General features: G+C 67.8%; 26 protein-coding genes and 2 pseudogenes. 12 read left to right on the top strand and 16 right to left on the bottom strand.

Features of this window, described 5'->3' with window-relative positions; all coding sequences use genetic code 11:
• Nucleotides 1-745 precede the first annotated feature (745 nt).
• Together ACZ7IB_RS44415 and ACZ7IB_RS44420 are read left to right on the top strand one after the other, a co-directional pair.
• Nucleotides 746-1,084 carry a hypothetical protein gene (locus tag ACZ7IB_RS44415; RefSeq protein ID WP_470920717.1) on the top strand — a complete coding sequence of 113 codons (339 nt, stop codon included), beginning with the start codon at nt 746-748 and terminating at the stop codon, nt 1,082-1,084.
• Nucleotides 1,085-1,596: 512 nt separating this feature from the next.
• Nucleotides 1,597-1,953 carry a hypothetical protein gene (locus ACZ7IB_RS44420; protein ID WP_470920718.1) on the top strand — a complete coding sequence of 119 codons (357 nt, stop codon included), beginning with the start codon at nt 1,597-1,599 and terminating at the stop codon, nt 1,951-1,953.
• 99 nt (nt 1,954-2,052) lie between these two features.
• Here the strand turns inward: ACZ7IB_RS44420 and ACZ7IB_RS44425 are convergent, their stop codons facing one another.
• Both ACZ7IB_RS44425 and ACZ7IB_RS44430 read right to left on the bottom strand, forming a co-directional pair.
• A complete protein-coding gene (locus tag ACZ7IB_RS44425; protein WP_470920720.1) occupies nt 2,053-2,223 on the bottom strand; it encodes a hypothetical protein in 171 nt (56 codons plus the stop codon).
• Nucleotides 2,224-2,526: 303 nt separating this feature from the next.
• Nucleotides 2,527-2,742: pseudogene (locus tag ACZ7IB_RS44430) on the bottom strand (hypothetical protein); the annotation flags it as partial.
• A 31-nt stretch (nt 2,743-2,773) separates the two neighbouring features.
• Here ACZ7IB_RS44430 and ACZ7IB_RS44435 point away from each other — a divergent pair.
• Together ACZ7IB_RS44435 and ACZ7IB_RS44440 are read left to right on the top strand one after the other, a co-directional pair.
• On the top strand, nt 2,774-2,992 hold the full coding sequence (locus ACZ7IB_RS44435; protein WP_470920722.1) for a hypothetical protein: 219 nt from the start codon (nt 2,774-2,776) through the stop codon (nt 2,990-2,992).
• A gap of 411 nt (nt 2,993-3,403) precedes the next feature.
• Entirely contained in the window at nt 3,404-3,898 is a 495-nt protein-coding gene (locus ACZ7IB_RS44440; RefSeq protein WP_331735654.1) for an SET domain-containing methyltransferase, read from the top strand.
• A 413-nt stretch (nt 3,899-4,311) separates the two neighbouring features.
• Here ACZ7IB_RS44440 and ACZ7IB_RS44445 read toward each other — a convergent pair whose 3' ends face one another.
• From ACZ7IB_RS44445 to ACZ7IB_RS44455, 3 genes are all read right to left on the bottom strand, one after another.
• The gene (locus tag ACZ7IB_RS44445; RefSeq protein ID WP_470920724.1) at nt 4,312-4,650 is read right to left on the bottom strand and encodes a MerR family transcriptional regulator; all 339 of its coding nucleotides are present in this window, start codon (nt 4,648-4,650) and stop codon (nt 4,312-4,314) included.
• 708 nt (nt 4,651-5,358) lie between these two features.
• Nucleotides 5,359-5,724, bottom strand: a complete 366-nt coding sequence (locus tag ACZ7IB_RS44450) for a protein kinase domain-containing protein (RefSeq protein WP_470920725.1) — start codon at nt 5,722-5,724, stop codon at nt 5,359-5,361.
• 38 nt (nt 5,725-5,762) lie between these two features.
• Nucleotides 5,763-6,119 (bottom strand): IPT/TIG domain-containing protein, encoded by a 357-nt coding sequence (locus ACZ7IB_RS44455; protein WP_470920727.1) that lies wholly within the window; start codon nt 6,117-6,119, stop codon nt 5,763-5,765.
• Between the two features lie 50 nt (nt 6,120-6,169).
• Here ACZ7IB_RS44455 and ACZ7IB_RS44460 point away from each other — a divergent pair, with 50 nt between their 5' ends.
• A complete protein-coding gene (locus ACZ7IB_RS44460) occupies nt 6,170-7,045 on the top strand; it encodes a DUF4231 domain-containing protein (RefSeq protein WP_470920728.1) in 876 nt (291 codons plus the stop codon).
• Between the two features lie 108 nt (nt 7,046-7,153).
• Here ACZ7IB_RS44460 and ACZ7IB_RS44465 read toward each other — a convergent pair whose 3' ends face one another.
• Together ACZ7IB_RS44465 and ACZ7IB_RS44470 are read right to left on the bottom strand one after the other, a co-directional pair.
• Nucleotides 7,154-7,522 carry a PIN domain-containing protein gene (locus ACZ7IB_RS44465; protein WP_356484520.1) on the bottom strand — a complete coding sequence of 123 codons (369 nt, stop codon included), beginning with the start codon at nt 7,520-7,522 and terminating at the stop codon, nt 7,154-7,156.
• A gap of 8 nt (nt 7,523-7,530) precedes the next feature.
• Complete coding sequence (locus ACZ7IB_RS44470; RefSeq protein ID WP_356484518.1) at nt 7,531-7,788, bottom strand: hypothetical protein; 258 nt, start codon at nt 7,786-7,788, stop codon at nt 7,531-7,533.
• Nucleotides 7,789-7,936: 148 nt separating this feature from the next.
• Here ACZ7IB_RS44470 and ACZ7IB_RS44475 point away from each other — a divergent pair, with 148 nt between their 5' ends.
• A complete protein-coding gene (locus tag ACZ7IB_RS44475; RefSeq protein ID WP_470920765.1) occupies nt 7,937-8,344 on the top strand; it encodes a HEAT repeat domain-containing protein in 408 nt (135 codons plus the stop codon).
• A gap of 59 nt (nt 8,345-8,403) precedes the next feature.
• Here the strand turns inward: ACZ7IB_RS44475 and ACZ7IB_RS44480 are convergent.
• The 5 genes and pseudogenes from ACZ7IB_RS44480 to ACZ7IB_RS44500 all read right to left on the bottom strand — a co-directional run.
• A pseudogene (locus ACZ7IB_RS44480) lies at nt 8,404-8,532 on the bottom strand (IS110 family transposase); the annotation flags it as partial.
• A gap of 323 nt (nt 8,533-8,855) precedes the next feature.
• Nucleotides 8,856-9,362: an N-acetyltransferase gene (locus ACZ7IB_RS44485; RefSeq protein ID WP_470920730.1), complete on the bottom strand. Its 507-nt coding sequence runs from the start codon at nt 9,360-9,362 to the stop codon at nt 8,856-8,858.
• A gap of 78 nt (nt 9,363-9,440) precedes the next feature.
• Nucleotides 9,441-10,052, bottom strand: a complete 612-nt coding sequence (locus ACZ7IB_RS44490) for a cysteine peptidase family C39 domain-containing protein (RefSeq protein ID WP_470920731.1) — start codon at nt 10,050-10,052, stop codon at nt 9,441-9,443.
• Nucleotides 10,045-11,037, bottom strand: a complete 993-nt coding sequence (locus tag ACZ7IB_RS44495; protein WP_470920732.1) for a threonine ammonia-lyase — start codon at nt 11,035-11,037, stop codon at nt 10,045-10,047. The genes ACZ7IB_RS44490 and ACZ7IB_RS44495 overlap by 8 nt, the downstream gene beginning before the upstream one ends.
• Nucleotides 11,034-11,990, bottom strand: a complete 957-nt coding sequence (locus tag ACZ7IB_RS44500; protein ID WP_470920734.1) for a D-alanine--D-alanine ligase family protein — start codon at nt 11,988-11,990, stop codon at nt 11,034-11,036. The genes ACZ7IB_RS44495 and ACZ7IB_RS44500 overlap by 4 nt, the downstream gene beginning before the upstream one ends.
• A gap of 134 nt (nt 11,991-12,124) precedes the next feature.
• On the opposite strand from ACZ7IB_RS44500, the gene ACZ7IB_RS44505 reads away from it, so the two are divergent.
• A complete protein-coding gene (locus ACZ7IB_RS44505; RefSeq protein ID WP_470920735.1) occupies nt 12,125-13,525 on the top strand; it encodes a UDP-N-acetylmuramoyl-tripeptide--D-alanyl-D-alanine ligase in 1,401 nt (466 codons plus the stop codon).
• 59 nt (nt 13,526-13,584) lie between these two features.
• Here ACZ7IB_RS44505 and ACZ7IB_RS44510 read toward each other — a convergent pair whose 3' ends face one another.
• Both ACZ7IB_RS44510 and ACZ7IB_RS44515 read right to left on the bottom strand, forming a co-directional pair.
• The gene (locus ACZ7IB_RS44510) at nt 13,585-14,157 is read right to left on the bottom strand and encodes a hypothetical protein (protein WP_470920737.1); all 573 of its coding nucleotides are present in this window, start codon (nt 14,155-14,157) and stop codon (nt 13,585-13,587) included.
• 99 nt (nt 14,158-14,256) lie between these two features.
• Entirely contained in the window at nt 14,257-15,531 is a 1,275-nt protein-coding gene (locus ACZ7IB_RS44515) for a helix-turn-helix domain-containing protein (protein ID WP_470920738.1), read from the bottom strand.
• Between the two features lie 97 nt (nt 15,532-15,628).
• Here ACZ7IB_RS44515 and ACZ7IB_RS44520 point away from each other — a divergent pair, with 97 nt between their 5' ends.
• The 4 genes from ACZ7IB_RS44520 to ACZ7IB_RS44535 all read left to right on the top strand — a co-directional run bounded on the left by ACZ7IB_RS44520 (nt 15,629) and on the right by ACZ7IB_RS44535 (nt 17,496).
• Nucleotides 15,629-16,339, top strand: a complete 711-nt coding sequence (locus tag ACZ7IB_RS44520) for an HAD family hydrolase (protein ID WP_470920740.1) — start codon at nt 15,629-15,631, stop codon at nt 16,337-16,339.
• A gap of 122 nt (nt 16,340-16,461) precedes the next feature.
• On the top strand, nt 16,462-16,602 hold the full coding sequence (locus ACZ7IB_RS44525; protein WP_470920742.1) for a hypothetical protein: 141 nt from the start codon (nt 16,462-16,464) through the stop codon (nt 16,600-16,602).
• 214 nt (nt 16,603-16,816) lie between these two features.
• The gene (locus ACZ7IB_RS44530) at nt 16,817-17,167 is read left to right on the top strand and encodes a hypothetical protein (protein ID WP_470920744.1); all 351 of its coding nucleotides are present in this window, start codon (nt 16,817-16,819) and stop codon (nt 17,165-17,167) included.
• 2 nt (nt 17,168-17,169) lie between these two features.
• On the top strand, nt 17,170-17,496 hold the full coding sequence (locus tag ACZ7IB_RS44535) for a DUF6233 domain-containing protein (protein ID WP_470920746.1): 327 nt from the start codon (nt 17,170-17,172) through the stop codon (nt 17,494-17,496).
• Here the strand turns inward: ACZ7IB_RS44535 and ku are convergent.
• On the bottom strand, nt 17,493-18,428 hold the full coding sequence (gene ku, locus ACZ7IB_RS44540; protein ID WP_470920748.1) for a non-homologous end joining protein Ku: 936 nt from the start codon (nt 18,426-18,428) through the stop codon (nt 17,493-17,495). The two genes, ACZ7IB_RS44535 and ku, sit on opposite strands and share 4 nt — an antisense overlap.
• A gap of 123 nt (nt 18,429-18,551) precedes the next feature.
• Here ku and ACZ7IB_RS44545 point away from each other — a divergent pair, with 123 nt between their 5' ends.
• Complete coding sequence (locus ACZ7IB_RS44545; RefSeq protein WP_383062895.1) at nt 18,552-18,761, top strand: hypothetical protein; 210 nt, start codon at nt 18,552-18,554, stop codon at nt 18,759-18,761.
• Nucleotides 18,762-18,947: 186 nt separating this feature from the next.
• Here the strand turns inward: ACZ7IB_RS44545 and ACZ7IB_RS44550 are convergent, their stop codons facing one another.
• Nucleotides 18,948-19,607, bottom strand: coding sequence for an HNH endonuclease family protein (locus tag ACZ7IB_RS44550; protein ID WP_470920750.1), 660 nt, complete (start codon nt 19,605-19,607; stop codon nt 18,948-18,950).
• Nucleotides 19,608-19,878: the final 271 nt, after the last annotated feature.

Consider the following 19,878-nt stretch of genomic DNA (forward strand, 5'->3'; position numbering starts at 1 on the left):
GTCAGTTGCGCACGCGTCACACGAACGTCTTACCAGGCCACCAACACGCACGGGGCCAAAACCCGACTTTGATCACAACCGAGAACAGGCCCTAGTACGACGTACGAGCACGAGCACGAGGAAGGGCCCCGGCGGACTCAGTCCGCCGGGACCTACACGCGGATGTCTCGGGACGACGAGGGCGACACACTCGGCGTGACCACGTTCAAGCGCAACGTCGTGCGCGAAGACTTCGAGCTCCCTACCTGATAGTGCAAGACGCCTAAAATTGCATTTTTTCGTATTTCCATCGGTTCCTGCCTACGCTTTGCCACCCCCCTTTCCGCTTGTTTATCTAATCGTAACCAACGTCTTCTTGCGCCTATGGATGACCTCCGAAAAGATATGTATGCGCTTTCACCGGAGCAAGCCGGCGCCTCCTTGCGTGAGCGGAGAATTCGCCAGGGAGTATCACGACGTCAACAGGAAGGGGTTCAGGCCGGTTTTTATGGCGCGCACTTGAAATTCAGCCCAACTGGCGCAGTTGGTGACCTTTGAATGGACCATCAACGATAGCGGTGCATTTCCCGTCAGATGGATTAAGAGTGGACGAGGAAAAGGATATGCAGAGTTCCATTGAACTTCTGCATGCATACGTGAATGACCATCACGTTAATCACCGCATCCGTCCGGCAAAGAAGGCCAGCAGCGATGGCCTCCGGCAGAACTAGTTAACGTTTCCCTACTCGAAATGCAGGAGAAATTGATGCTCAAGCGAACCATGGTGACCCTCGCGACAGCCGTCCTCGGGTTGTCCGCTCTGGCTGCTGCCCCCGCTCAAGCAGCCCCCGTGGCCCAGGCCGATCCGCCCACCGGCTGCGTCACCTGGATCGAGTGGCTCCATAACGGCAACAGCCACTACTACGGACTGGGCAAGGTGCAGTGCGACACCGGCACCTACCAGGCCAAGGTGGTCTGCCTCGACGTGCAGTCGGGCGTGGGGTACGTCGCGTACAGCAACTACACCGTCGAAGCACCCATGGTGGCCGCGGCCGCCTGCAACCCCGGCAACGTCGCGCAGAGCGTCCACGTCGTACCTGCGTAGCGGCATCCCGGACCTGCCGCTGCCGAAGGGCGGAGCGTCCACGCGAGCCGGCCCTCTGCCTGTGGTATTCGCAAGCTGTGCCGCCAATCACGCGGCGGCGGCCGCGAGTTGGGTTCCGGAACCCCGCCGAGCACCCTCTGGGGCCGAGAGAGGGGGCCGGGGAATGAAATCAGAGACGGAACGAAGGCTTGGGCGCGGTGGTCGGGCAATTCGAGACCGACAGTGTGCGGCACGGCAAGACCGCTCTGGCCGCAGAGGGTGTCAGGCCGGCCGCACCCGGTCGGGCCGGCGCGTCCCGCCGGGCCCGTTCGTCCTCGTCCTTGATGAGCCCGGCCGCGCGGGCGGCCGTCTTGATGATGGTCCGCACGGTCCGGGCTGATCAGCGTGCTCTCCTTCGGGCCGAGTGAGATCGACGGCACCGAGCTGGCGTGCCCAGCCCTTGAGCGGAAACCCGTGGGCGCTCGGTGAAGGAGCCGTATCCCATCAGCTGGGAGGGGCGGATCTGGGCGATCATGAGGGCTGGGAGGGTCGCGTCGGCGACGTTGGTCTGCCACCGGGACACCTGGGAGTTCGTGGCAGCCCAGGTTGGCAATCACCCGCACTTCCGGACGCCGGCTCTGGAAGAACGTGCTGAGGGCCTTGTAGCCGCAGTGCTCTCCGGCCGGTCGCTGGTCGCCATGCTCCTGTCGCTCTACCGCGTCGCGAAAACCTCCGTGTCGGGAGACGCGGACGAGCTGATCTCGTACGCCGACTGGGCCATGGCCTCCCAGGTCTACTACGAGACTGCGCGAGTTCTCCGCCAGGCACGTTCTGACGAGGGAGACCCAGTCGTGGTGACGATCGACAACCGCCTGCCCGCCAGTAATTGAAGCCGTCCACGGGCGGCCGGACGGCTGCCGGGATAAGCAGGCCGTCCCGGACCTGAGCCGGGGCGGGGCCAGTGGAGTGGCGGCCTGACTGACAGCAGGTCACGCCGTCTGCTCCAGGCGCTGCGGTTTCACCTGGCGGCCAGCCTCGCCCTGCCGGTCCGGCGTGGCGGGTGCGGCCTTGCGGTGCGCGGCGAGCGCGCGGTGGTAGCCGTCCGAGGCGGTCTCCCGGCACACCGGGCCGGCGGCCGCGATGACGCGGGCCTGCTTCAACCGGACCTCCGTCGCCCACCGCCGACTCCGGGCGCACGGTGAGCCGGTCGGCCAGCAGCTGCGGCGCCGCCTCCGGCCGCACCAACAGGCCCGCCAGCCGGGGCAGCTCCGCCTTCGCCGCCGCCTCGACCCGGTCCTGCTGCCAGCCGCTCAGCCGCTCGCCCAGGGCCCCGGAACCGCCACGACGGCCCGTCAGCGGTGACGAGGCCTGGCCACCGTCCGGAGTGATCACCTGCGGGCCGCCCCGTGACGCACTGTGGTCCCGCCGGATCGGGCGGGACCACAGCCGGTCTCCTGCTGCGATCAGGGCGCGAGGTCCAGTACGCGGACCGGCTCACCCTCCCACCGCTTCGGGGCAGTGGTGGCGATGATCGCGCCGTCCGGGCGGTCGGGTGTGGGCTGCGCCACGTACTGGCGGGCCGCCGCCCATGTCTCCTGCCGGGCGAGAGCCAAGGCGGCGGCCAGGTCCAGGTCCAGAACGGTGATTCCCGGCAGCGCGGCCAGATGCTCCGCCGTACCGGCCGCCATCGGGGCCACGATCCTCATGCTCGTGTTCACCCTCCTGTTCAGCGTCTCCGAGATCAGGGGCACCACGATCCAAGGCGACGACCTACCGGCCGGCTCCCCGACCCTGGCCACCGGCTGGGAGGCTGCCTGGTACTACTTCTGCTATGCACCGCTGAGCTTGTGGGGCCCGTTGCTGGCCATGCTGACCGTCGCGTACTGGAAGCGCCGTCGCGCGGCTGAGAACGCGCCTGCGGCGGCGTGAGTGTCGGAAACGATCGGTCTGCCGACACTCGCCCCTGTGATCAAGGACCCACAGGTGGGCACTGTCGAGAATCAGCCTCGGAAATCACGTCAGTGAAGAGTCGTTGAGATAGCTTCCGATGAACCGGACCAGATCAACAGAGACAGCATCCGGCATCCTCTCGCCCAGGACCAGATCAACCGGGATTCCCAGCGTCCCCACGTCTCAACCGATCTGGTCGCCGCAAGTCACAGGTCTGAGCCGGGGCCAGACCGTTTGAGACGGGACAGTCTTGAAACGGCCATGGCCGATCGGGTGTGATGCAAGGATCAACAGATCGTGGTCGAGGAGCCCCTCGGCGGCGCATCGATTTTGTCGTGCCCGCAGCTTGATCACCCTCGGGCGTGCTGATCCCGCAGAGAGCAGGCGACGATGGATAACGGCTTCGAACTCCGGGGAACTCACGAAAAAGGAGAAGGCGTTTTCGCCACCCGGCCTTTCCAGATCGACGAGACGGTGATGGTTGGTGTCATCGATCGTGAACTGGACCGCAATCACTCCCACGCCTCCCAGGTCAGTGCGGAACGTTTCGTGTTGCACGGCGGGCTCGTCTCGAAGGTGAACCACTCGTGTGAACCGAACTGCGGGATCCGCCTCAATGCCAGTGGTGCTCACGACTTCGTCGCCCGCGCACCTATCGCCGCAGGCGACGAGATCACTTTTGACTATGCGATGCGGAACTACTCGGTCGACTACTTCGCCGCCCGCTGCCGGTGCGGCTCGCGCCGCTGCCGTGGCCGTATCACCGGCTGGCGGGATCTACCGGACCAACGCAAAGCGGACTATCACGGCTTTGTCGCCCCCTACCTCATCGAGATCGGCCAGGCCCATACGGCCCTGGCCGCCCGCCGAGACAGCCGCGGGTAACCCGCCCGGCCGTGCGGCGTGAGACCTGCATGACCACGATGACGCCGATCCGGCGCGCAGCTGCAAGTTGTGGATGGCTGCCGCCGACGCCCGCCTTGCCCGGCAACAGCCCCCGGACGACCCCGCCGTAGAAGGCGCCGTAGACCGCGCCCACCACCAGTGGCAGGAACTTCGCGACCCGCAGCAGGCCCGGGAACTCGGCCCGCCCCTGGTCTCATTGCGCCGCCACGTTCCTGGCCGGCGCTCCGGGGCGGTCGAAGCCGTCCAGCGCCGACTGGAACTGCTGCACACCATGCCCCCGGTGGGGGCTCGACGTGAGGCCATAGAAAGTGGCCCGGAACTTTGTGCGTCCCGGGCAGCATGCGCGGGCGGCAGCCGCGAAGCTCCTGGGGGAGTCGCAGGTCTCAGCCGTCTCAGGCCGCGGTCGTCGGGTCCGCTGATTCGGCGGCGCGGCGGTATTCGGCGTTGATGCGCTGGGCTTCTTCGAGTTGGTCTTCGAGGATGACGATGCGGCAGGCGGCCTCGATGGGGGTGCCCTGGTCGACGAGTTCCCGGGCGCGGGCGGCGATGCGCAGCTGGTAGCGAGAGTAGCGGCGGTGTCCGCCTGCGGAGCGCAGCGGGGTGATGAGGCGGGCTTCGCCGATGGCGCGGAGGAAGCCCTGGGTGGTGCCGAGCATTTCGGCAGCCCGGCCCATGGTGTAGGCGGGGTAGTCGTCGTCATCGAGACGGCCGATCGAGTCGTCTGCTGTCATTGCACCTCTCTGTGGAACGCGTGGAGGGGCCCTGGTGCCGTATGGCACCAGGGCCCCGAAGGAACTGCTACACCATCTGCCGGCCCTGGTACTGCGCCGGCCTTCTGTTTCCGCAGACCCGACCGAGATGCTGTCGGGGACGCGGGGATCGCGGTTGCTTGACCGGAGACCACCTCACTATCGATGTCCTGCGGTACCCGGGCTCAGCGAATTCCGCCCGGGCGATCCTGATGGCGCTCGGCTCCTCCGTTCTTCCCTCTTGGTCAACACTTACCAACGGGGACTGCGTACTGCTGGTACTGCGCACTGCTTGTACTACTAGGTGATGCGAACTGCTGGTGACCTGAGTAAGCGTCACTCTTCGGCAGCCAGCCCCGTCGCCCGTCCTGCGTCTGCTCTGGCTTAGAACCCCACTGCCGAACTTCCCGGTGCGCGCGTCCGCAGCCGACGCCTTCACCGAGGTGCTGCTCACTGACTTCACTGCTGGGTACTGCGAACTGCACTTACGGGTAATTCCACTGCGTTAACTGCGGTCCTGCTCGCGGCGGCCCCTGATCACTGCGGGCCACCCGGTCCGGTCGTCAGTCCCGTCGCCGTCCTGCAACAACGCTGGCTTCGGAACTCCACCACCGCACCGTCCTGCCAACTGCAACTGCGTGTACTGCTGCCCGGCAGTTCGTCTCTGCCAGGCCCTGCGGTCTCTCTGGGCTACGAGAGAAACCATAACCACGCCACCACCCAATGTCTACTCCGGCCGTCATAGATTTTCGCGTGTTCGACCGTGAGGTAATCGACCTCAAACAGCGACGGGGGCAAGCAGATCTCTTCGGCGCTGTCCGGCCGCTGGGCCGGGTCCTTGGCCAGGAGTCGGCCGACCAACCGCTCCAGCTCCACGGGGGACTCGGTGCGCAGGGTGCGCAGCGCGGCGGGCTGTTCGTTGAGGTGCTGGTTGACCAGGTGCCAGGACGTGCCGGTGAAAGGCCGGCGGCCGGTGACCATCTCGTAGAGCACGCATCCGAGGGAGTACAGGTCGGTGGCGTTGTCGGAGTCCGGGGCATGACCGGGCGCAGGCAATCGAGGACAAGAGTGGCGAGTCCCACGTGCCGGACCGCTCAGATGTTGGGTGGGCCGAGTCGGGTGTAAGGAACGCCGATACTCGTGCCACCGGGGGTGACGACCCTGACGGTGACCCCGCCCGCCACGCCGGGCGGTGCCGTGGTTGTCAGCTGGGTGTCGGAGACCACGGTGAAGCCGGCGGGCACGGCCCCGAACAGTGCTGCGGTGGCATACGTCAGTCCGACGCCGGTGAGGGTCACCGTGTTTCCGCCTGCCGATGGTGGCGGGCCCTGGTCACCACCCGCCGCGAGCAACTGCCAACCACCCGATGACGCGCCGCAGCGCCGCCGGTCGGCCGGGAACTCTGCTCGCGCGTGTCGGCGCCGGCCGCCACAGACGCTGGCCCGGGACACCGGCTTCGCCCGCTGCCCAGCCCAAAGAGCATTGAGAGGAAAGAGCAGCAGTGGTTCGCAGCATCGATGACGACTACCGCCACCGCACGGTGGCGACAGACGAAGACACCGGCAAGGAATTGACGCACGCGCAGATGCGTGGGCTAGTGAGGAAACAAGAGCGGAGCCTTGCCCGGCGGCGCCCCCTCGACCGCGCTCTGGGCACTGCCGTCCTGGCAGCCGCGTGCTGCTTCGTCACCGCGTTATGCGTGACAGTTCTGCATTGGCGTGACCCCACTGGCTTTATCAGAACGGACATAGTGTGCGGCGCGTTGTTCGCGCTGTCCGCCGTGGCGAGCCTGGCGATAACCAAAATCCGCTCTCCACTTGCCAGCCGCCAAGAACTGGAACGCAGGGTTGACCAGAACCGTGACGTGCTGCGCTGGATCACCGCAACGTCACAGCCGTCGCTCGACAAACGTCGCAGGCTCTACCGCGAAGATGTCGCCGGCATGATCGAGCAGTACCAGGCGGAGAGCAGGAAATACCGCCTCGTCCACAACAGCCTGCAGTCCCTGATCATGATCGGGTCGGCATCGACAACCACCGTGGCGGCCTTCGACACCGCCAAGGAACTGACCTGGCAGAGCGTCACGATTGTGGCCATCAGCTTCGCCATCACGTTGGCCGCGGCCTTCACCGGCTACTACAAGTACCGCGAGCGCAGCTACTTCCTCCAGGAGACAGCCGACTCCATCGAAGAGGAAGCAAACGCCCTCGCGCCGGGAGTAGGCGAATACCTTGAGTACGGCAGCGACCAAGAAGAACAGGCCCTCGCCCGATTCACCCAGCGCGTCGAAAAACTGCGCAATGAGCAGCGACGCCGCCAACAGCAACTGGACCAGACCGCCGACCAGAGCGCACCCACCGGCCAGCCATCGGCCTGACCACAGCGCTTCTGCGCGGACCGACACCCGGCCGGTGCTTTTCGGGGCTGACCCGTCCAGGCGTGAGGCCGGACCGGCAGAGCGGCCCGGCCTCACGTCACCGACCGGTCAGGGCGTCAGGTCCAGGACGCGGACCGGCTCTCCCTCCCACCGGTTCGGGGCGGTGGTCGCGACGATCGCACCGTCGGGACGGTCCGCGGTGGGCTGCGCCGCGTACTGGCTGTGCGCCGCGGCCCATGTCTCCTGCTGCGCGATCGCGAGAGCGGCCGGCAGGTCCAGGTCCAGGACAGTGATGCCGGGCAGAGACACCAGGTGTTCCGCCGTGCCGGGGCGTGCGCGGTCGGCTTCGACGAGCGCGCAGGCCGGGGCGTAGAGGAACCAGCCGGGTTCGGCATGAGCCCGGTGGATGAGGCGGGATGCGAGGACGTTGCCCTGGCCCGCCGCGGCCATCGCCGTGTCGTCCAGAACGATGTGCATGGCGTCGCTCACCGGGCAGTCACCCGGGCCAGGCGCCGGTCCAGCTCACTGTCCAGGTCATCCTGCTCGGCAGTAGTGGGGGCGTAGCCGTTCCACTTCTTCAGCGCGGCCCGGGCCTTCTCGGCACGCTCGGCACGCTCGGCCGGGGTCAGCATCGTCTCGGCCAGGCGTGCCAGGTAAGCGCGCAGCGACAGACCCTCAGCGGCCGCGATCGCGGCAAGCCGGTCCTTGGCCTCTTCGGGGATACGGACATTGGCATCGGACATCGTCGTACTCCTTCCCATGCTCCAAGAGTACGGGTACGTACCCGTACCCGTCATGAGGGGTGCCTCTATGTCCTTCGTCAAGCGTGGGCAGGTTTGGTCCCGGCTCGATCTTCGCCGTGGGGCATGAGACTGTCTGGTCGTGTCGGAGATGATGAGTGGGGTGGAGGTGGCTTTGGGTGGGACCTCGTCTCCTTCGTGGTCGCAACGTGTTCGTGCCGGGCATGACCTTGCTTCCTTCCCTGATGTTCCTGAGGCTGCGGAAGCGTTGGTGGGGCTGCTGCTGGACGTCGAGGACACGGCAGTGACCCGTCAGACGGCAGAGGCCCTGGCCCGGGTGGGGACGGTGGCTGCGGTGCGACTCATCGCTCTGGCGCTCGCCGAAGCCGACGACAGCCATGCCGACTGGATGCAGACCGGGGTGCATGACGTCCTGGCGGGACCGGACAGCGTGCCTGACGTCGCGGCAGTTTGCGTGCAGCTCGCTCGGGACGGGGAGGCGGCTGTCCGTCAGGGCGCCGCGGAGATCTTGGCGTGGGCGGGCGGCGTAACACACTGACGACGGCTCCGACGGCTGCTGAATCGTTGTGCTGGCGAGTCGGGCTGTTGATGGGCTGGTCATGCGACGGCTGCTTCGGAGGCTCGTGATTCGTAGAAGGTGCCGTCGCGGAGCATGGCGAACAGGACGCTGATGCGTTGGCGTGCGAGGCGGAGGAGGGCTTGGGTGTGGGTCTTTCCGCGGGCGCGGCCTGCTACCGCCTCGGCTGACCGGCCTGGGCTCCGCGCTCCGCCTTGGCGTGAGCAGCGGCGCTCGTCGTGCTGGTTCGGTCGGAGTATTCGGTCGCGCGGTAGAAGAGCTGGACTTGTACGTTCGGCGTTGAGCGCTCTGACAGGACTGCGCTCGTCCCTGGCCCCGCGGCATCAACACCCATACGCGGGGCCAGTTCGGGCCCCGGTACCCCTGCGCCAGAGTCCGCAAGAAGTTCACGGTCTTTCTGCGGAGATCGGCGGGCAATCGGACTCTCCGTGACAGCCGCGTGTGAGTCCTGAGCCGCAGCTCAGGCCAGCTGTCAGTGCTGGGGGAGACCCAGCAGCATGGCATGAAAGAGCGGCGCGTCCGGGATGCTCGGGCGCAGGTCGCCCAGCGTCTGCCATCCCCAGGACTGGTACAGCGTATGGACCTTGGGGTAGTCCTGGTCGACCAGGAGCGTGGCGCGCTCTTCGGGCCGTTGGGCGAGTAGCGCGTCGTGGAGCCGCCGGGCGGTGCCGGTCTTGCGCCACGGTGTGCGGACCATCAGCTCGCTGAGGGCGTAGGTGCGTGTGCCGGTCTCGGTGATGGTGTCGGCAGGCACCGTGGTGAGTAGTCCGCCCCACCAGCGGCTGTCGGGGAACGCCTGCAGCCTCCCCCCGTGGCTCAGGCACAAGGAACCCCTGGCCGGTGGATCCAGCCAGGGGTTCCTCCAACTCACAAGCCAGGATCCCCGCACCGAACCTCCCGCACCCACCAGATCCCCTGTTGCCTGACGGGTGACCAGATCGATCGCGCCACCGACCAGTTCGGCGGCGCGCTCGCACATGTTCCTGGTCAGGGGTTGCGCGACTAGGTGCGTAGTGGTGTACAGGGGCCGATCGGCCCGAAGGCGGCGTCCGTGTTCTCAGGTCAGGGACACGCCGCGGTCGCCGAAGAACTCGGCGAACTCGGCCACGGGCAGGCTCGCGGTACGGGCCTGCTCGGTGTGCCCGGACGGGTTGCGGAAGTGCACCGTGTCGCCCTGGCGGCCGGTGACGAGCACGAGGTGCCCGCCCTTGCCGGGGGCGGGGTTCTCGGGGCGGCGGATCTCCTTGTGCACGGAGGCCATGACCAGCCGCCCGGCATCGAGGAGGGCGAGGAGGCCGGGCACGGTCAGATTCGGGTGCACCTCGGCGCCCAGCGGGTGGACGTCCTGTACGTACTGGACGAAGGGGGCGTAGATCAGGCCGCGGATCGCGCCGGTGTCCGGGTCCTCGGTGTACGCCCCGTACTTCCGGGCGCCGTCGAGGAGTTCGAACATGGTGGGGGCGTCGGCGGTACGGGCCAGGAGCGCCATGCGCAGGCAGGCGATGCCGCACATGTGGCCGGACCACCGGCCGTAGGTGTCGAGGTCGGGGGCGCCGGACTCGGCCCAGCGGGGATCGTCGTCGTGGGCGCGGCCTTCGTAGGCGAAGGCGGTGATGAGGTCCGGGCTGGCGTACTGGGTGATCGTGGGGAACGGGTGGTCGTCAGACACGGGCGGGTTCCTTCCGGTGGGCTGTCTGGCTGATCAGCCGGTGGAAGGTGGGCCAGTCCACGCCGCCGCCAGAGATCACTATCCCGATCATCCCCGACTCGTGGGGGATACAGCCGCTGAGGACAGCGGCCAGGGCGCAGGCGCCACTGGGTTCGGCGACGACCTTCAGGTGTCGGAAGGCGAACGCCATGGCGGTGGTGATGTCCTGGTCGGTCACGGTCACGATGGCGTCGAGGAGCTTGGAGTTGACGGCCCAGGTCAGCGGCGAAGGGCTGGTGTGTCCCAGGCCGTCGGCGATGGTGGCGGGGACCTCGGGCAGGGCGATGCGCTGGCCGCAGCGCAGGGACAGCAGGGTGTCGGCGCCCTCTTGCGGTTCGACGCCGATGACCTTGATGCCGGGGTGGAGGTGCTTGGCGATCGTGGCGGTCCCGGCGGCGAGGCCGCCGCCGCCGACGGGGACGACGAGGGTCTCGATTTCGGGGTGGTCGGTGAGGAGTTCCAGGGCGGCGGTCCCGGCTCCGGCCATGATGTGCCGGGAGTTCGCCGAGGGGACGACGGCCAGGCCGTCACGGGCGGCAATCTGGGCCACGAGGGTGTCCCGGTTCTCGGAGTCCCGGCGGTAGGTGACGACCCTGCCGCCCAGCGCGCGGATGCCTTCGACCTTCGGGGTCGGGGCGTCAGCGGGGATAACGACGGTGGCCGGCACTTCGAGGAGCCTGCCGGTCAGGGCCAGGGCCTGGGCGTGGTTCCCGGAGGAGGCTCCGATCAGACCGCGGGCGCGTTCCGTTGTGGGGAGGGATGAGGCGTGGTGGTAGGCGCCGCGGAACTTGAAGGAGCCGGTGCGCTGGAGGCTCTCGGCCTTGCACACGACCGGCCATCCCGCGGCCTGGTCGAGGGAGAGCGCGGAGAGGGCCGGGGTGCGGGCGGCGACCGGTTGGAGGTTGGCGGCGGCGTCCTCGACGTCGCGGGCGGTCAGCTCGGTCACGGCCGGTACCCCCCGTTGGTCGTGGCGGTAGCGAGGATCACGCGGATGAGCTGGTCGTAGTCGATGCCCGCCGCGGCGGCCATGGTGGCGAGGTTCCCGGTGTGAGAGAGGCCGGGCAGGGTGTTGATCTCCAGCCAGACCGGGCTTCCGTCGGGGGTGACGATGAAGTCGGAGCGGGAGTATCCGGTGCAGGCCAGGGCGCTGTGCGCAGTGAGCGCGCCGGTGGTGATCGCGTCGAGGGTGGCGCTGGGAAGCTGGGCCGGGCACCGGTAGTGGTACTTAGTCTTGTCGCGTTTGGTGGCGTAGTCGTAGAACTCGGCGTCGGTGGGCAGGGTCTCCAGCGTCGGCAGGGCCACGGGCGAGCCGTCGACTTCCAGGATTCCGCAGGTCACCGGTGTGCCCGTGGTGAACGGCTCGGCGAACCATCCGTCGGCGGCCCGCGCCGTGGGCAGGGCGGCGGCGAGCTCGGCGGTGTCGTGGCAGACGGTCATGCCGATCGAGCCGCCCTCGGACAGCGGCTTGAGGATCAGCGGGAAGGCGATCGTGCTGGTGATGGCTTGTGTGATCGTGTCGCGGTCGCGGGCCGGGACGTTGACGGAGGGCAGGACCGCCACGCCGGCGGCGGCCGCGACGGTTTTGGCGAACGTCTTGTGCATGCCGATGGCCGAAGCGGTCACGCCCGAGCCGGTGTAGGGGATGTTCAGGGACTCCAGTAATCCCTGGAGCTTGCCGTCCTCGGCGTACTGCCCGGCGATGGCCAGGAACGCCACGTCGGCGCCGCGGACCTGGTCGGGGAACTCCTTGCTTGCGGCGTCCAGGAGCACCGTGTTGTAGCCCTGCCGGTCGAGTGATTCCAGGGCGGCGCGGCCGGACAACAGGGACCGCTCCCGTTCGGTGGACCTGCCGCCGGAGACGACGGCGATTCGGCCGGGTTGAAGAGACTGCATCGTCATCAGGTTGTGCTCCTGTTCCTGGGTGCTCTGGCCGGTCTCGGATGCGCCGGCCCTTGAAGGCGCTACGGTCGAAGAGCCGAACCGGTGGGCTGTTGGCCGTGCCGGGCAAGCCCTGCTGATGCGGAGTTCGTTTCGTGATCCCCCTTTCACTCGAAGCCGTCGCAACAGCCGTCGGCGGCCGCCTGTGCGACGTGCCGGACCCCTCCGTGCTGATGACCGCGCCCGCGGTCGTCGACTCGCGCACGGTCGAACCCGGTGGCCTGTTCGCCGCGCTGCCCGGTGAGCACACCGATGGGCACGGCTTCGCGGCGAACGCGGTGAAAGCCGGTGCGGTGGCGGTCCTGGCCACCCGTCCCGTCGGTGTCCCGACCGTGGTCGTCGATGACGTGCTGGACGCGCTTGCCGCACTGGCCCGCACCCTGCTGGCCGCCGTGCCGGAAGCGATGGTGATCGGGCTGACCGGCTCGGCGGGCAAGACCAGCACGAAGGACCTGATCGCGCAGGTGCTTCCCGAGCTCGGGGAGACGATCGCCACGGTGAAGTCGTTCAACGGCGAGATCGGCATGCCGCTGACGGTGACCCACCTGGACCAGGGCGTTCGCTACCTCGTGCTGGAGATGGGCGCCCGCGGCGTCGGCCACATCACCCACCTGACGCGTATCGCCCCGCCCACGGTCGGCCTGGTCCTCAACGTGGGGACTGCCCACGTCGGCGAGTTCGGCGGCTGCGAGCAGATCGCGAAGGCCAAGGGCGAACTCGTCGAGGCGCTCCCGGCGAACGGGCTGGCGGTCCTCAACGCCGACGATCCGCTGGTCGCCGCCATGGCATCGCGTACCCGCGCCAGGGTCCTGACCTTCGGTATCGAGACCGACGCCGACGTACGGGCCCTGGACGTCGCCCTCGACACCTCGGGCCGGGCCTCCTTCACCCTGACGGCCGCCGGCACCCAGGCGCGGGTCGATCTGTCCCTTCACGGCGCGCACCACGTGTCGAACGCGCTGGCCGCGGCCGCCGTCGCGATCGGGCTGGGCGCCGGTGTGGAGAAGACGGCGGCCGCTCTGTCCCGCGCGGTCCTGGTGGCGTCGGGGCGCATGGAGGTCACCGACCGGCCCGACGGGGTGCGGATCATCAACGACGCGTTCAATGCGAACCCCGATTCGATGAAGGCAGCGTTCACGGCCCTTGAGTCCATGGGGGACGGGCGCCGGACCATCGCGGTCCTGGGAGAGATGAAGGAACTGGGCGCCGACGGCGGCGACGAACATCGGCAGGTCGGCCGTCTTGTCGCCGCCGCCGACATCGACGTGCTGATCGCGGTCGGCGGCGTTGACGCTCAGGCGATGGCTGTCGCCGCCCAGCAGGACAACCCGCAGCTGAAGGTGGTGGGCGCCCGCGACCGGGACCACGCTCTGACCCTGGCCCGTGACCTGATTCAGCCGGGAGACATTGTCTTGGTCAAGGGCTCCCACAGTGTCGAGTTGGAGCACACGGCGCTCTGCCTGGCTCAGCCCGGCACGGTGGCCGGCGACCGCTAGACGAAGGTGGGCATCAGAAGTCCACTCCTGCCACCGTTGGGTGCAGGTCGCGCTCTCCACTACCGAGCGCGGGCCTGTGAGCGGCAGGCGGGTGCGCAGGCCCAGAGTTCGGTCGGCTCGGTGAGAAGGCCTGTGTCAGCTGTATGGACGCCGAGTGATCGATCGGCATGGAGCTGCGCTCCGCACAGGGCACAGTTCCATCCCTTGGCTTGATCGAACGTCAGCCTGGTCAGGTCGATGGGTAACGCGGCAGCCGAGCGCGGGCCCTGGACTGCTTCCAGTGCGTCATGTAGTGCGGTGGTGCTGGTGAGCGGCAGGCGTGAGGTGATCAGCCAGTACGGGCCGGGCGGTGTCTGCTTGTCCTGGGGCGGGAGGACGACGTGGGTGGTATCTCCCAGGGCCGTGGACTGGGGAAGGTTCCAGGTGGTGGTGGTTCCGGCTGGTACGAGGAAGTACATGGTGCGGGCGGCGGGGTCCATGATGACGGGGCCTGCATCGTTGCCGAGTCGTTCGACGGTCTGCAGTCCGAGGAACCGGCTCATGCGTACCGCGTCCCATGTCTTGCCGGCTGGGGCAACGCGGGTTCCTGCGATTCCCTGGACGTCCGGGCGGGTATGGGTGCCGGAATTCATGGCGGGTCCTGGTGTCGATGGTCTGGGGTGGGGACCGTACGACGAGGCGTGCGCGCCAAACCGGACTGGGAGTCCGGGTCGGCTGTGGGTCCGGGTCTCTCACAGCAGGTGGAGACGGTCGGCGAGTGCGGTGGCCTGTCTGCGGAGTGTGGGGGGGGGGGGGGGGGGGAAGGAGGGGGGGAGGGGGGGGGGGGGGGGGGGGGGAGGGGGGGGGGGGGCCCCCCCCCCCCCCCCCACCAGGGAGATGACCAGGGTGCGGGCGAGGGGGCTTCGTTCGAGGTCTTCGGGGGCGAGTTCTTCCAGTTCCAGCAGGTGGACCAAAACTGCGGCGTCGTCTCGGCGCAGGTCGTAGCCGGAGGCGACTTCCAGGCCGAAGGTGAAGCGTCGCTCCATCGACGGGAGTTTGCTGATGTCGACCCGGTCGGCGAGGCGCAGTCCCTCGATGGCGTCCCCGGTGGTCATCTCCACCGACACGGCGTGCAGTTCGGTGTTGGTCCGGCCGAACACCGTCCAGAGCGTGTTGCTGCCCTCGCCCACCTGGTCGGCGAGCGGGGCGACTCTCTCGGTCAGCCGCTCTCGTGCCGCCCAGGGGCGGCGCGTGCGGGCTTCGGCGACAACCGCGACGAGTTCCAGGGCGCCGCGGACCGCTGTGGCCTCGGGCGTGGTGAGCGTGCGGCTGAGCTCGTCGGCGGCTGTCATCGCGACATCCGCCGCATCTGATTCCTGACCGGGCTGGGAGAGCAGTACATGGCCCAGGTTCCAGTGGGCGGCGGCAATGCGCAGCGGGTCATCCGCGTCTTCGGCGGCCCGTAACGCCCGGTCGGCGACCATGAGTGAGAGGTCGGGCCGGCCGGCCCTGCGTGTGTAGGAACGCAACAGGCCATAGAGGTCGGCGGCCACTCGTAGTACTTCACGGCGTTCGATGCCGGTGCTGTTGCGGTGGGCCCGCAGGGCCGTTTCGACGTCGGTGATGAGATCCGGCAGCACGGCCGCAGCTTCAGTGAACCGGGTGGGTGAGGTCTGCCAGCTCTTCCACGCCTCTTCCACCCGGTCACGCAGGACGATGGCGTCGACCAGCACCGCGTCGGGGCGGACGTGACGCCCCAGGAGTTCCTGCACGACACCGCTTCCCGCCGTGACGAGCGGCGGCTCGGTGTCGGACTCGTCATCGCCGAGTAGGTAGCCGATAGGCACTTGCAGTTCGGCCGCCAGCTTGGCCATCACGTCGCCAGAGGGAGTCTTGAGGCCGCGCTCAATCCGGGAAAGATAGTCAGTCGTGATCCCGCACAAACCTGCGACAACGGCCTGGGTACGCCCCAGGCGAGTACGCCGGTCACGGATTCGCTCGCCGGTCGGCAGCGTAGGCAGGCCCATCCCGGTCCCCCGTTCACAGGTGATGCATTCACGGTAGAGCGGTCCTGCACCGGGCCGGTTGCCTTTCCACCAACGTGTGAAACGGTGTTCCCGGCACATGGACGGCGGGGTTTCGGAGGCGACCTTGAGACTGGTTCTGTGGGACATCGACCACACGCTCATCGCGACCCGGGGCGTCGGCAGAGAACTGTTCGCCGAATGCTTCGAGCACGTCACCGGCATCCGAATGGACAAACAGGCCGCGGTCGACGGAATGACCGAACCCGTCATCTTCCGTGAGACCGCCCGCCTCCACGGCATCGTCAGCGACCGCAGCATGTTCGAGGCATTCGCCCGCTGCTCCGCCGAACGGCACCGCCTGCGCGCTCACGAGCTGCGCGAGCGCGGACACGCGCTGCCCGGCGCCGCGACCGCCCTCGCAGCGCTGGCCGCCATGGACGGCATCGTGCAGACCGTGGTCACTGGGAACATCCGACCCGTCGCCGAAACCAAACTCGCCGTGTTCGGTCTCGACACCCATGTCCGGTTCCAGTACGGCGGATACGGCGAGGACCACGACGACCGGGCCGAGCTCGTCCGTACCGCCATGGCCCGAGCCTCAGATGCACTCGGCACTCCGATCAAAGCCATCGATGCTCTGCTGATCGGTGACACACCCGCTGACGTCACCGCAGCACGCTCTGCAGGAGTCCCCGTCCTCGGCGTCGCCACCGGTCGGTCAACCCTCCATGACCTCGACAAGGCCGGGGCCACAGAAACCATCGCCAGCCTCCAGCACCTCGCAGCGCTCCGCAGCATGCTCACCTGATCCAGCCACGTGCTCCCAGTGAGGCCCTCGCCGCATTCCGCGGCGTCACCGAGGGCGACGTCACCCGCTACGCGATACCCAAACAAGAACCCCTCGTCGCCGAGCACGAAGCCTTCCGCGACATGGTCCTCGGCCACAGCCACCGCAACGCGACCCTCCACGACGGCCTGCACGCAGTCCTCGCCGCCCACGCCTCCCTGCAAGCCTCCCGCAGCGGCGCCACTACAGCCGTCCCATCCCTCATCGACCTCGGCGCGGCTTGAGACTTGATCGCCTTGCCCGCCACGAAGGTGCGGGAGATGCGGCGTACGGCAGCAACCTCCGGATGATGGCCTTGCCGACGGGAGTGCGGCGAGGCCGGGTCCGGTATGGCGGGGGCGGGCGGTTCTGGGCAGGATTTCGGGGGTGGGTGACCTCTTATGGGGTGGTTCAGCGTGTCATTCGCATCCGATATTCGAACAGACGTAGTATTAGTGCGTGCCCGAGACCACCTCCTTCGATTTCCCCCAGGAATTGCGCGACGGCCAGATCTCCCTCCACGAGACCCGCGCCGCCTACGAGCAGTACGCAAAGACATTGCCTTGGTCGGCCGAGCCGATGCCCGGCTGGGAGGGCGAGAAGCAACTCCACTCCGGCTACCGGTCCGGCAAGGCAGACAGTCCGGGGTACGCGGAGGAACAGGCCGCTAAAGTCGCCGATTTCCAAGCGCGGCTACTGGAGCTCAGCATCACCGTGTCCACGCACCCGTTCTGGGATTCCGTTGACGTCGGCGACCGTGTCGAGGCCCGCATGGCGCTCAAGCACGCCCACGAGCCGGCCGAGGCGTAGCCATGCCTGGCGGCGACATATCCGACCTGGACAAGAACCGGGCCTTGGTCGACTGGTTGCGCTACCAGCTGCGGCAGGCCGAGAACCGGGTCCGTGAGCTTGAGGTCAAGGAACTGCAGGAGCAGCGTGCCCGGGAGCGGGCGCGGGCTGAGCAGTCGTGGAAGATCCAGCCGAAGCGGTCGGGTGAGACGGCGATGCTGCACCGCGGAGGCTGCGCCTTGTACAGCGCCCAGCTTGGGTTCATCAACCGGCAGGAGGCGATCATCGCCCTGGACGAACCGGACATTGAGGCGTGCCAGATTTGCAACCCGCAGACGGGGCTGACCTAAGCACTTTTCGGCTTTCGGGCGCCGGCCTTCTTCGCTGCGGTCTTGCTCGTTGACGACGTCTTCTTGGCTGCGGTCTTTTTGGCCGGGGCCTTCTTCGCGGCCGCCTCCTTGCGGGGCTTCATCTCGTGGATGGTGGCATGCTCGCCCTCGCCGCGGGATTCCTTGGCCTTCTTCACTGAGGCGTTCAGAGCGGCCATCAGGTCGATGACGCCGCCGGGCGCACCTTCCCCTTCCTCGGCCGGCTCGGGTGGGACCTTGCCCTCAGCCTTCGCGGCGATGAGCTCCTCCAGCGCTTCACGGTAGTGGTCACGGTAGCTACTGATGTCGTTGGTGGTCATGGAGTCGATCAGCTTCATGGCCTCGGCAAGCTCGTCCTCGTCCAGGTCGACCGGCTTCGGGGTGAGCTCGTCAGGGGAGCGCAGCTCGTCGGGCCACTTCATTGAGTGGAGGACGAGGGCGTTGTCGCGGATGCTGAGCAGTCCGAGACGTTCGCGGTTGTGCCATGCGAACTTCGCGATGGCCACCTTCGAGTTCCGTTCCAGGGCACGGCGCAGGAGTACATAGGGCTTGGCGGCCACGGCGCCGTCCGCGGATAGGTAGTAGCTATCCGCGATGCGGACCGGGTCGATTGATGCACGGTCGACGAATGCGACAATTTCGATCGCTTTCGCGGTGGGCAGGGGCATCTGGGCGAGCTCTTCGTCCGATACCGGGACGACCTGGTCCTTCGCGAGCGCGTACCCCTTGCCGATCTCCTCCTGGCCGAGCGCCTCGCCGTCGATCTCGCAGATCTTCCGGGTGCGGATCCGCCCCATGTCCTCCAGGTGGACCAGGTGGAAGCGGATCGAATGATCCTCGGTTGCAGACGAGGCCCGGATGGGGATCGTGACCAGGCCAAAGCTGATGGCGCCGCTCCAGATCGTCGACGGCATGCATACCTCCCGGGACCGTCAGTGTCGGGCCGCCGCCCGCACTCCGATCCTCACGCCGGACCGGGACCTGCGCACCTGGGCCAGCCGGATGCGCCCGCCGTCGCCCCGGGCCACCCTGAAAGCATGAGCGCCCCGGTAGTCGTCCACGGCCTGTCCCCATCGGGCGGGCGCAATGTCGCCATCAACGGACAGATCGCAGGGGTCGCCCATGATGACCGTGACCTCGTCGAGTTCCTGAGGCGTGCCGGCCTCGATGACGCCTGGGATCTCCTCGACGACCCGCACTGGGTTGAATGGCGCGGCGGTCGGGCGCACCGGTATGAAGCGGCGTGAGCGGCCGCCCTAGCAGTCCGTTCGTGTTCTCGTTCGACCCGCGCTGCCAGGGACTGGCCGGGGCGCAGAAGTAGACCGGGATGTCGGTGGCCACCGACATGGTCGTCGAGGTGCTGGCCGGGTCGGGGAGGCACGGGACCCTCACCGTGGTCTGACTGCGGTGAGGGTGCCACGCCGGACTGCCAGCTAGGGAGCGACCTCGTACTTCACGACGGTGTCGGAGCAGCCCTTGGCGAGCTTCTCGAGTGCGGCCCGTTCCTTGTCGTCTGCGGTGAGCTTCCAGCGGAGCTTCGTTCCGACCCAGTCGGCTCCGTAGGTGCACTGCGCGGAGGCGGCCGGCGGGAGCCACTCGGCCGGGTCCCGGTCTGCCTTGCTCCTGTTGGTCTTCGCGGTGACGGCGACCAGCGACCTGTCGGCGTCGAGGTCGTTGGCGTACTGCTCGCGCCGGTCGGCATCCCACTTCGAGGCCCCGGAGTCCCACGCCTCAGCCAAAGGTACGACGTGGTCAATATCGAGCTTCGTGGCCGCGTTCACGGTGACTTCGTCGTAGTAGCTGAGCCACTCGCCGCCGGTCAGCGCGCATCGCGCTCCCTGCTCCGGGGCCTTGACCGCTTCCGCGATCAGGACTTCCTTTCGGGTGTCACAGCCGTCCTTGTCGGCATCGACCCACAGACGGAAGCTGTCGCGCTCGTACCCGGTGCGGTCCTCGGTGCCTGTGGGGATCTTCGCGATGGCCTCGGCCAGGGACAGGTCGCTGCCGCCCGCGGGTGCGCCTGGTGCCGCGGACGCCTTGCCCGACTGAGAGGCGTGGGAGGACGGCTTGGAGTCGGCCTTCGTGTCTGTCACGCCTGAATTGCATCCGGTGAGGGACGCGATGAGGAGAGCGGCGGCGATCGGGGCGAAGGGGGCAAGGCGACGTGCTGTCACAGCGGTACTCCAGCTGGTCAGGGGCTGATGCGCCCTCATGATTGCAGGAGTGGATGGTTTGGTGACAGTCGGTCAAATGTGCAGGTGGTAAGCGTTGCCCGGTGGTGGCATCGGCTTCGAGGTGAGACCACCACCAGGCCTGCGCAGTGTGACACGGCGCACTGACACCGCCTTCTCGTGCGCAGCGCGC

The sequence above is a fragment of the Streptomyces sp. NPDC037301 genome, assembly GCF_055602785.1.

What these genes read in the sequence shown, in the direction of transcription:
- ACZ7IB_RS44520 (WP_470920740.1), top strand. Translation starts at nt 15,629, where the DNA reads ATGGACGGCGGGGTTTCGGAGGCGACCTTGAGACTGGTTCTGTGGGAC.
- ku (WP_470920748.1), bottom strand. Translation starts at nt 18,428, where the DNA reads ATGCCGTCGACGATCTGGAGCGGCGCCATCAGCTTTGGCCTGGTCACG.
- ACZ7IB_RS44465 (WP_356484520.1), bottom strand. Translation starts at nt 7,522, where the DNA reads ATGCACATCGTTCTGGACGACACGGCGATGGCCGCGGCGGGCCAGGGC.
- ACZ7IB_RS44535 (WP_470920746.1), top strand. Translation starts at nt 17,170, where the DNA reads ATGCCTGGCGGCGACATATCCGACCTGGACAAGAACCGGGCCTTGGTC.
- ACZ7IB_RS44545 (WP_383062895.1), top strand. Translation starts at nt 18,552, where the DNA reads ATGAGCGCCCCGGTAGTCGTCCACGGCCTGTCCCCATCGGGCGGGCGC.
- ACZ7IB_RS44475 (WP_470920765.1), top strand. Translation starts at nt 7,937, where the DNA reads ATGATGAGTGGGGTGGAGGTGGCTTTGGGTGGGACCTCGTCTCCTTCG.
- ACZ7IB_RS44420 (WP_470920718.1), top strand. Translation starts at nt 1,597, where the DNA reads ATGAGGGCTGGGAGGGTCGCGTCGGCGACGTTGGTCTGCCACCGGGAC.
- ACZ7IB_RS44485 (WP_470920730.1), bottom strand. Translation starts at nt 9,362, where the DNA reads ATGTGCGAGCGCGCCGCCGAACTGGTCGGTGGCGCGATCGATCTGGTC.
- ACZ7IB_RS44510 (WP_470920737.1), bottom strand. Translation starts at nt 14,157, where the DNA reads ATGAATTCCGGCACCCATACCCGCCCGGACGTCCAGGGAATCGCAGGA.
- ACZ7IB_RS44445 (WP_470920724.1), bottom strand. Translation starts at nt 4,650, where the DNA reads ATGACAGCAGACGACTCGATCGGCCGTCTCGATGACGACGACTACCCC.
- ACZ7IB_RS44440 (WP_331735654.1), top strand. Translation starts at nt 3,404, where the DNA reads ATGGATAACGGCTTCGAACTCCGGGGAACTCACGAAAAAGGAGAAGGC.
- ACZ7IB_RS44415 (WP_470920717.1), top strand. Translation starts at nt 746, where the DNA reads ATGCTCAAGCGAACCATGGTGACCCTCGCGACAGCCGTCCTCGGGTTG.
- ACZ7IB_RS44525 (WP_470920742.1), top strand. Translation starts at nt 16,462, where the DNA reads ATGGTCCTCGGCCACAGCCACCGCAACGCGACCCTCCACGACGGCCTG.
- ACZ7IB_RS44470 (WP_356484518.1), bottom strand. Translation starts at nt 7,788, where the DNA reads ATGTCCGATGCCAATGTCCGTATCCCCGAAGAGGCCAAGGACCGGCTT.
- ACZ7IB_RS44515 (WP_470920738.1), bottom strand. Translation starts at nt 15,531, where the DNA reads ATGGGCCTGCCTACGCTGCCGACCGGCGAGCGAATCCGTGACCGGCGT.
- ACZ7IB_RS44500 (WP_470920734.1), bottom strand. Translation starts at nt 11,990, where the DNA reads ATGACGATGCAGTCTCTTCAACCCGGCCGAATCGCCGTCGTCTCCGGC.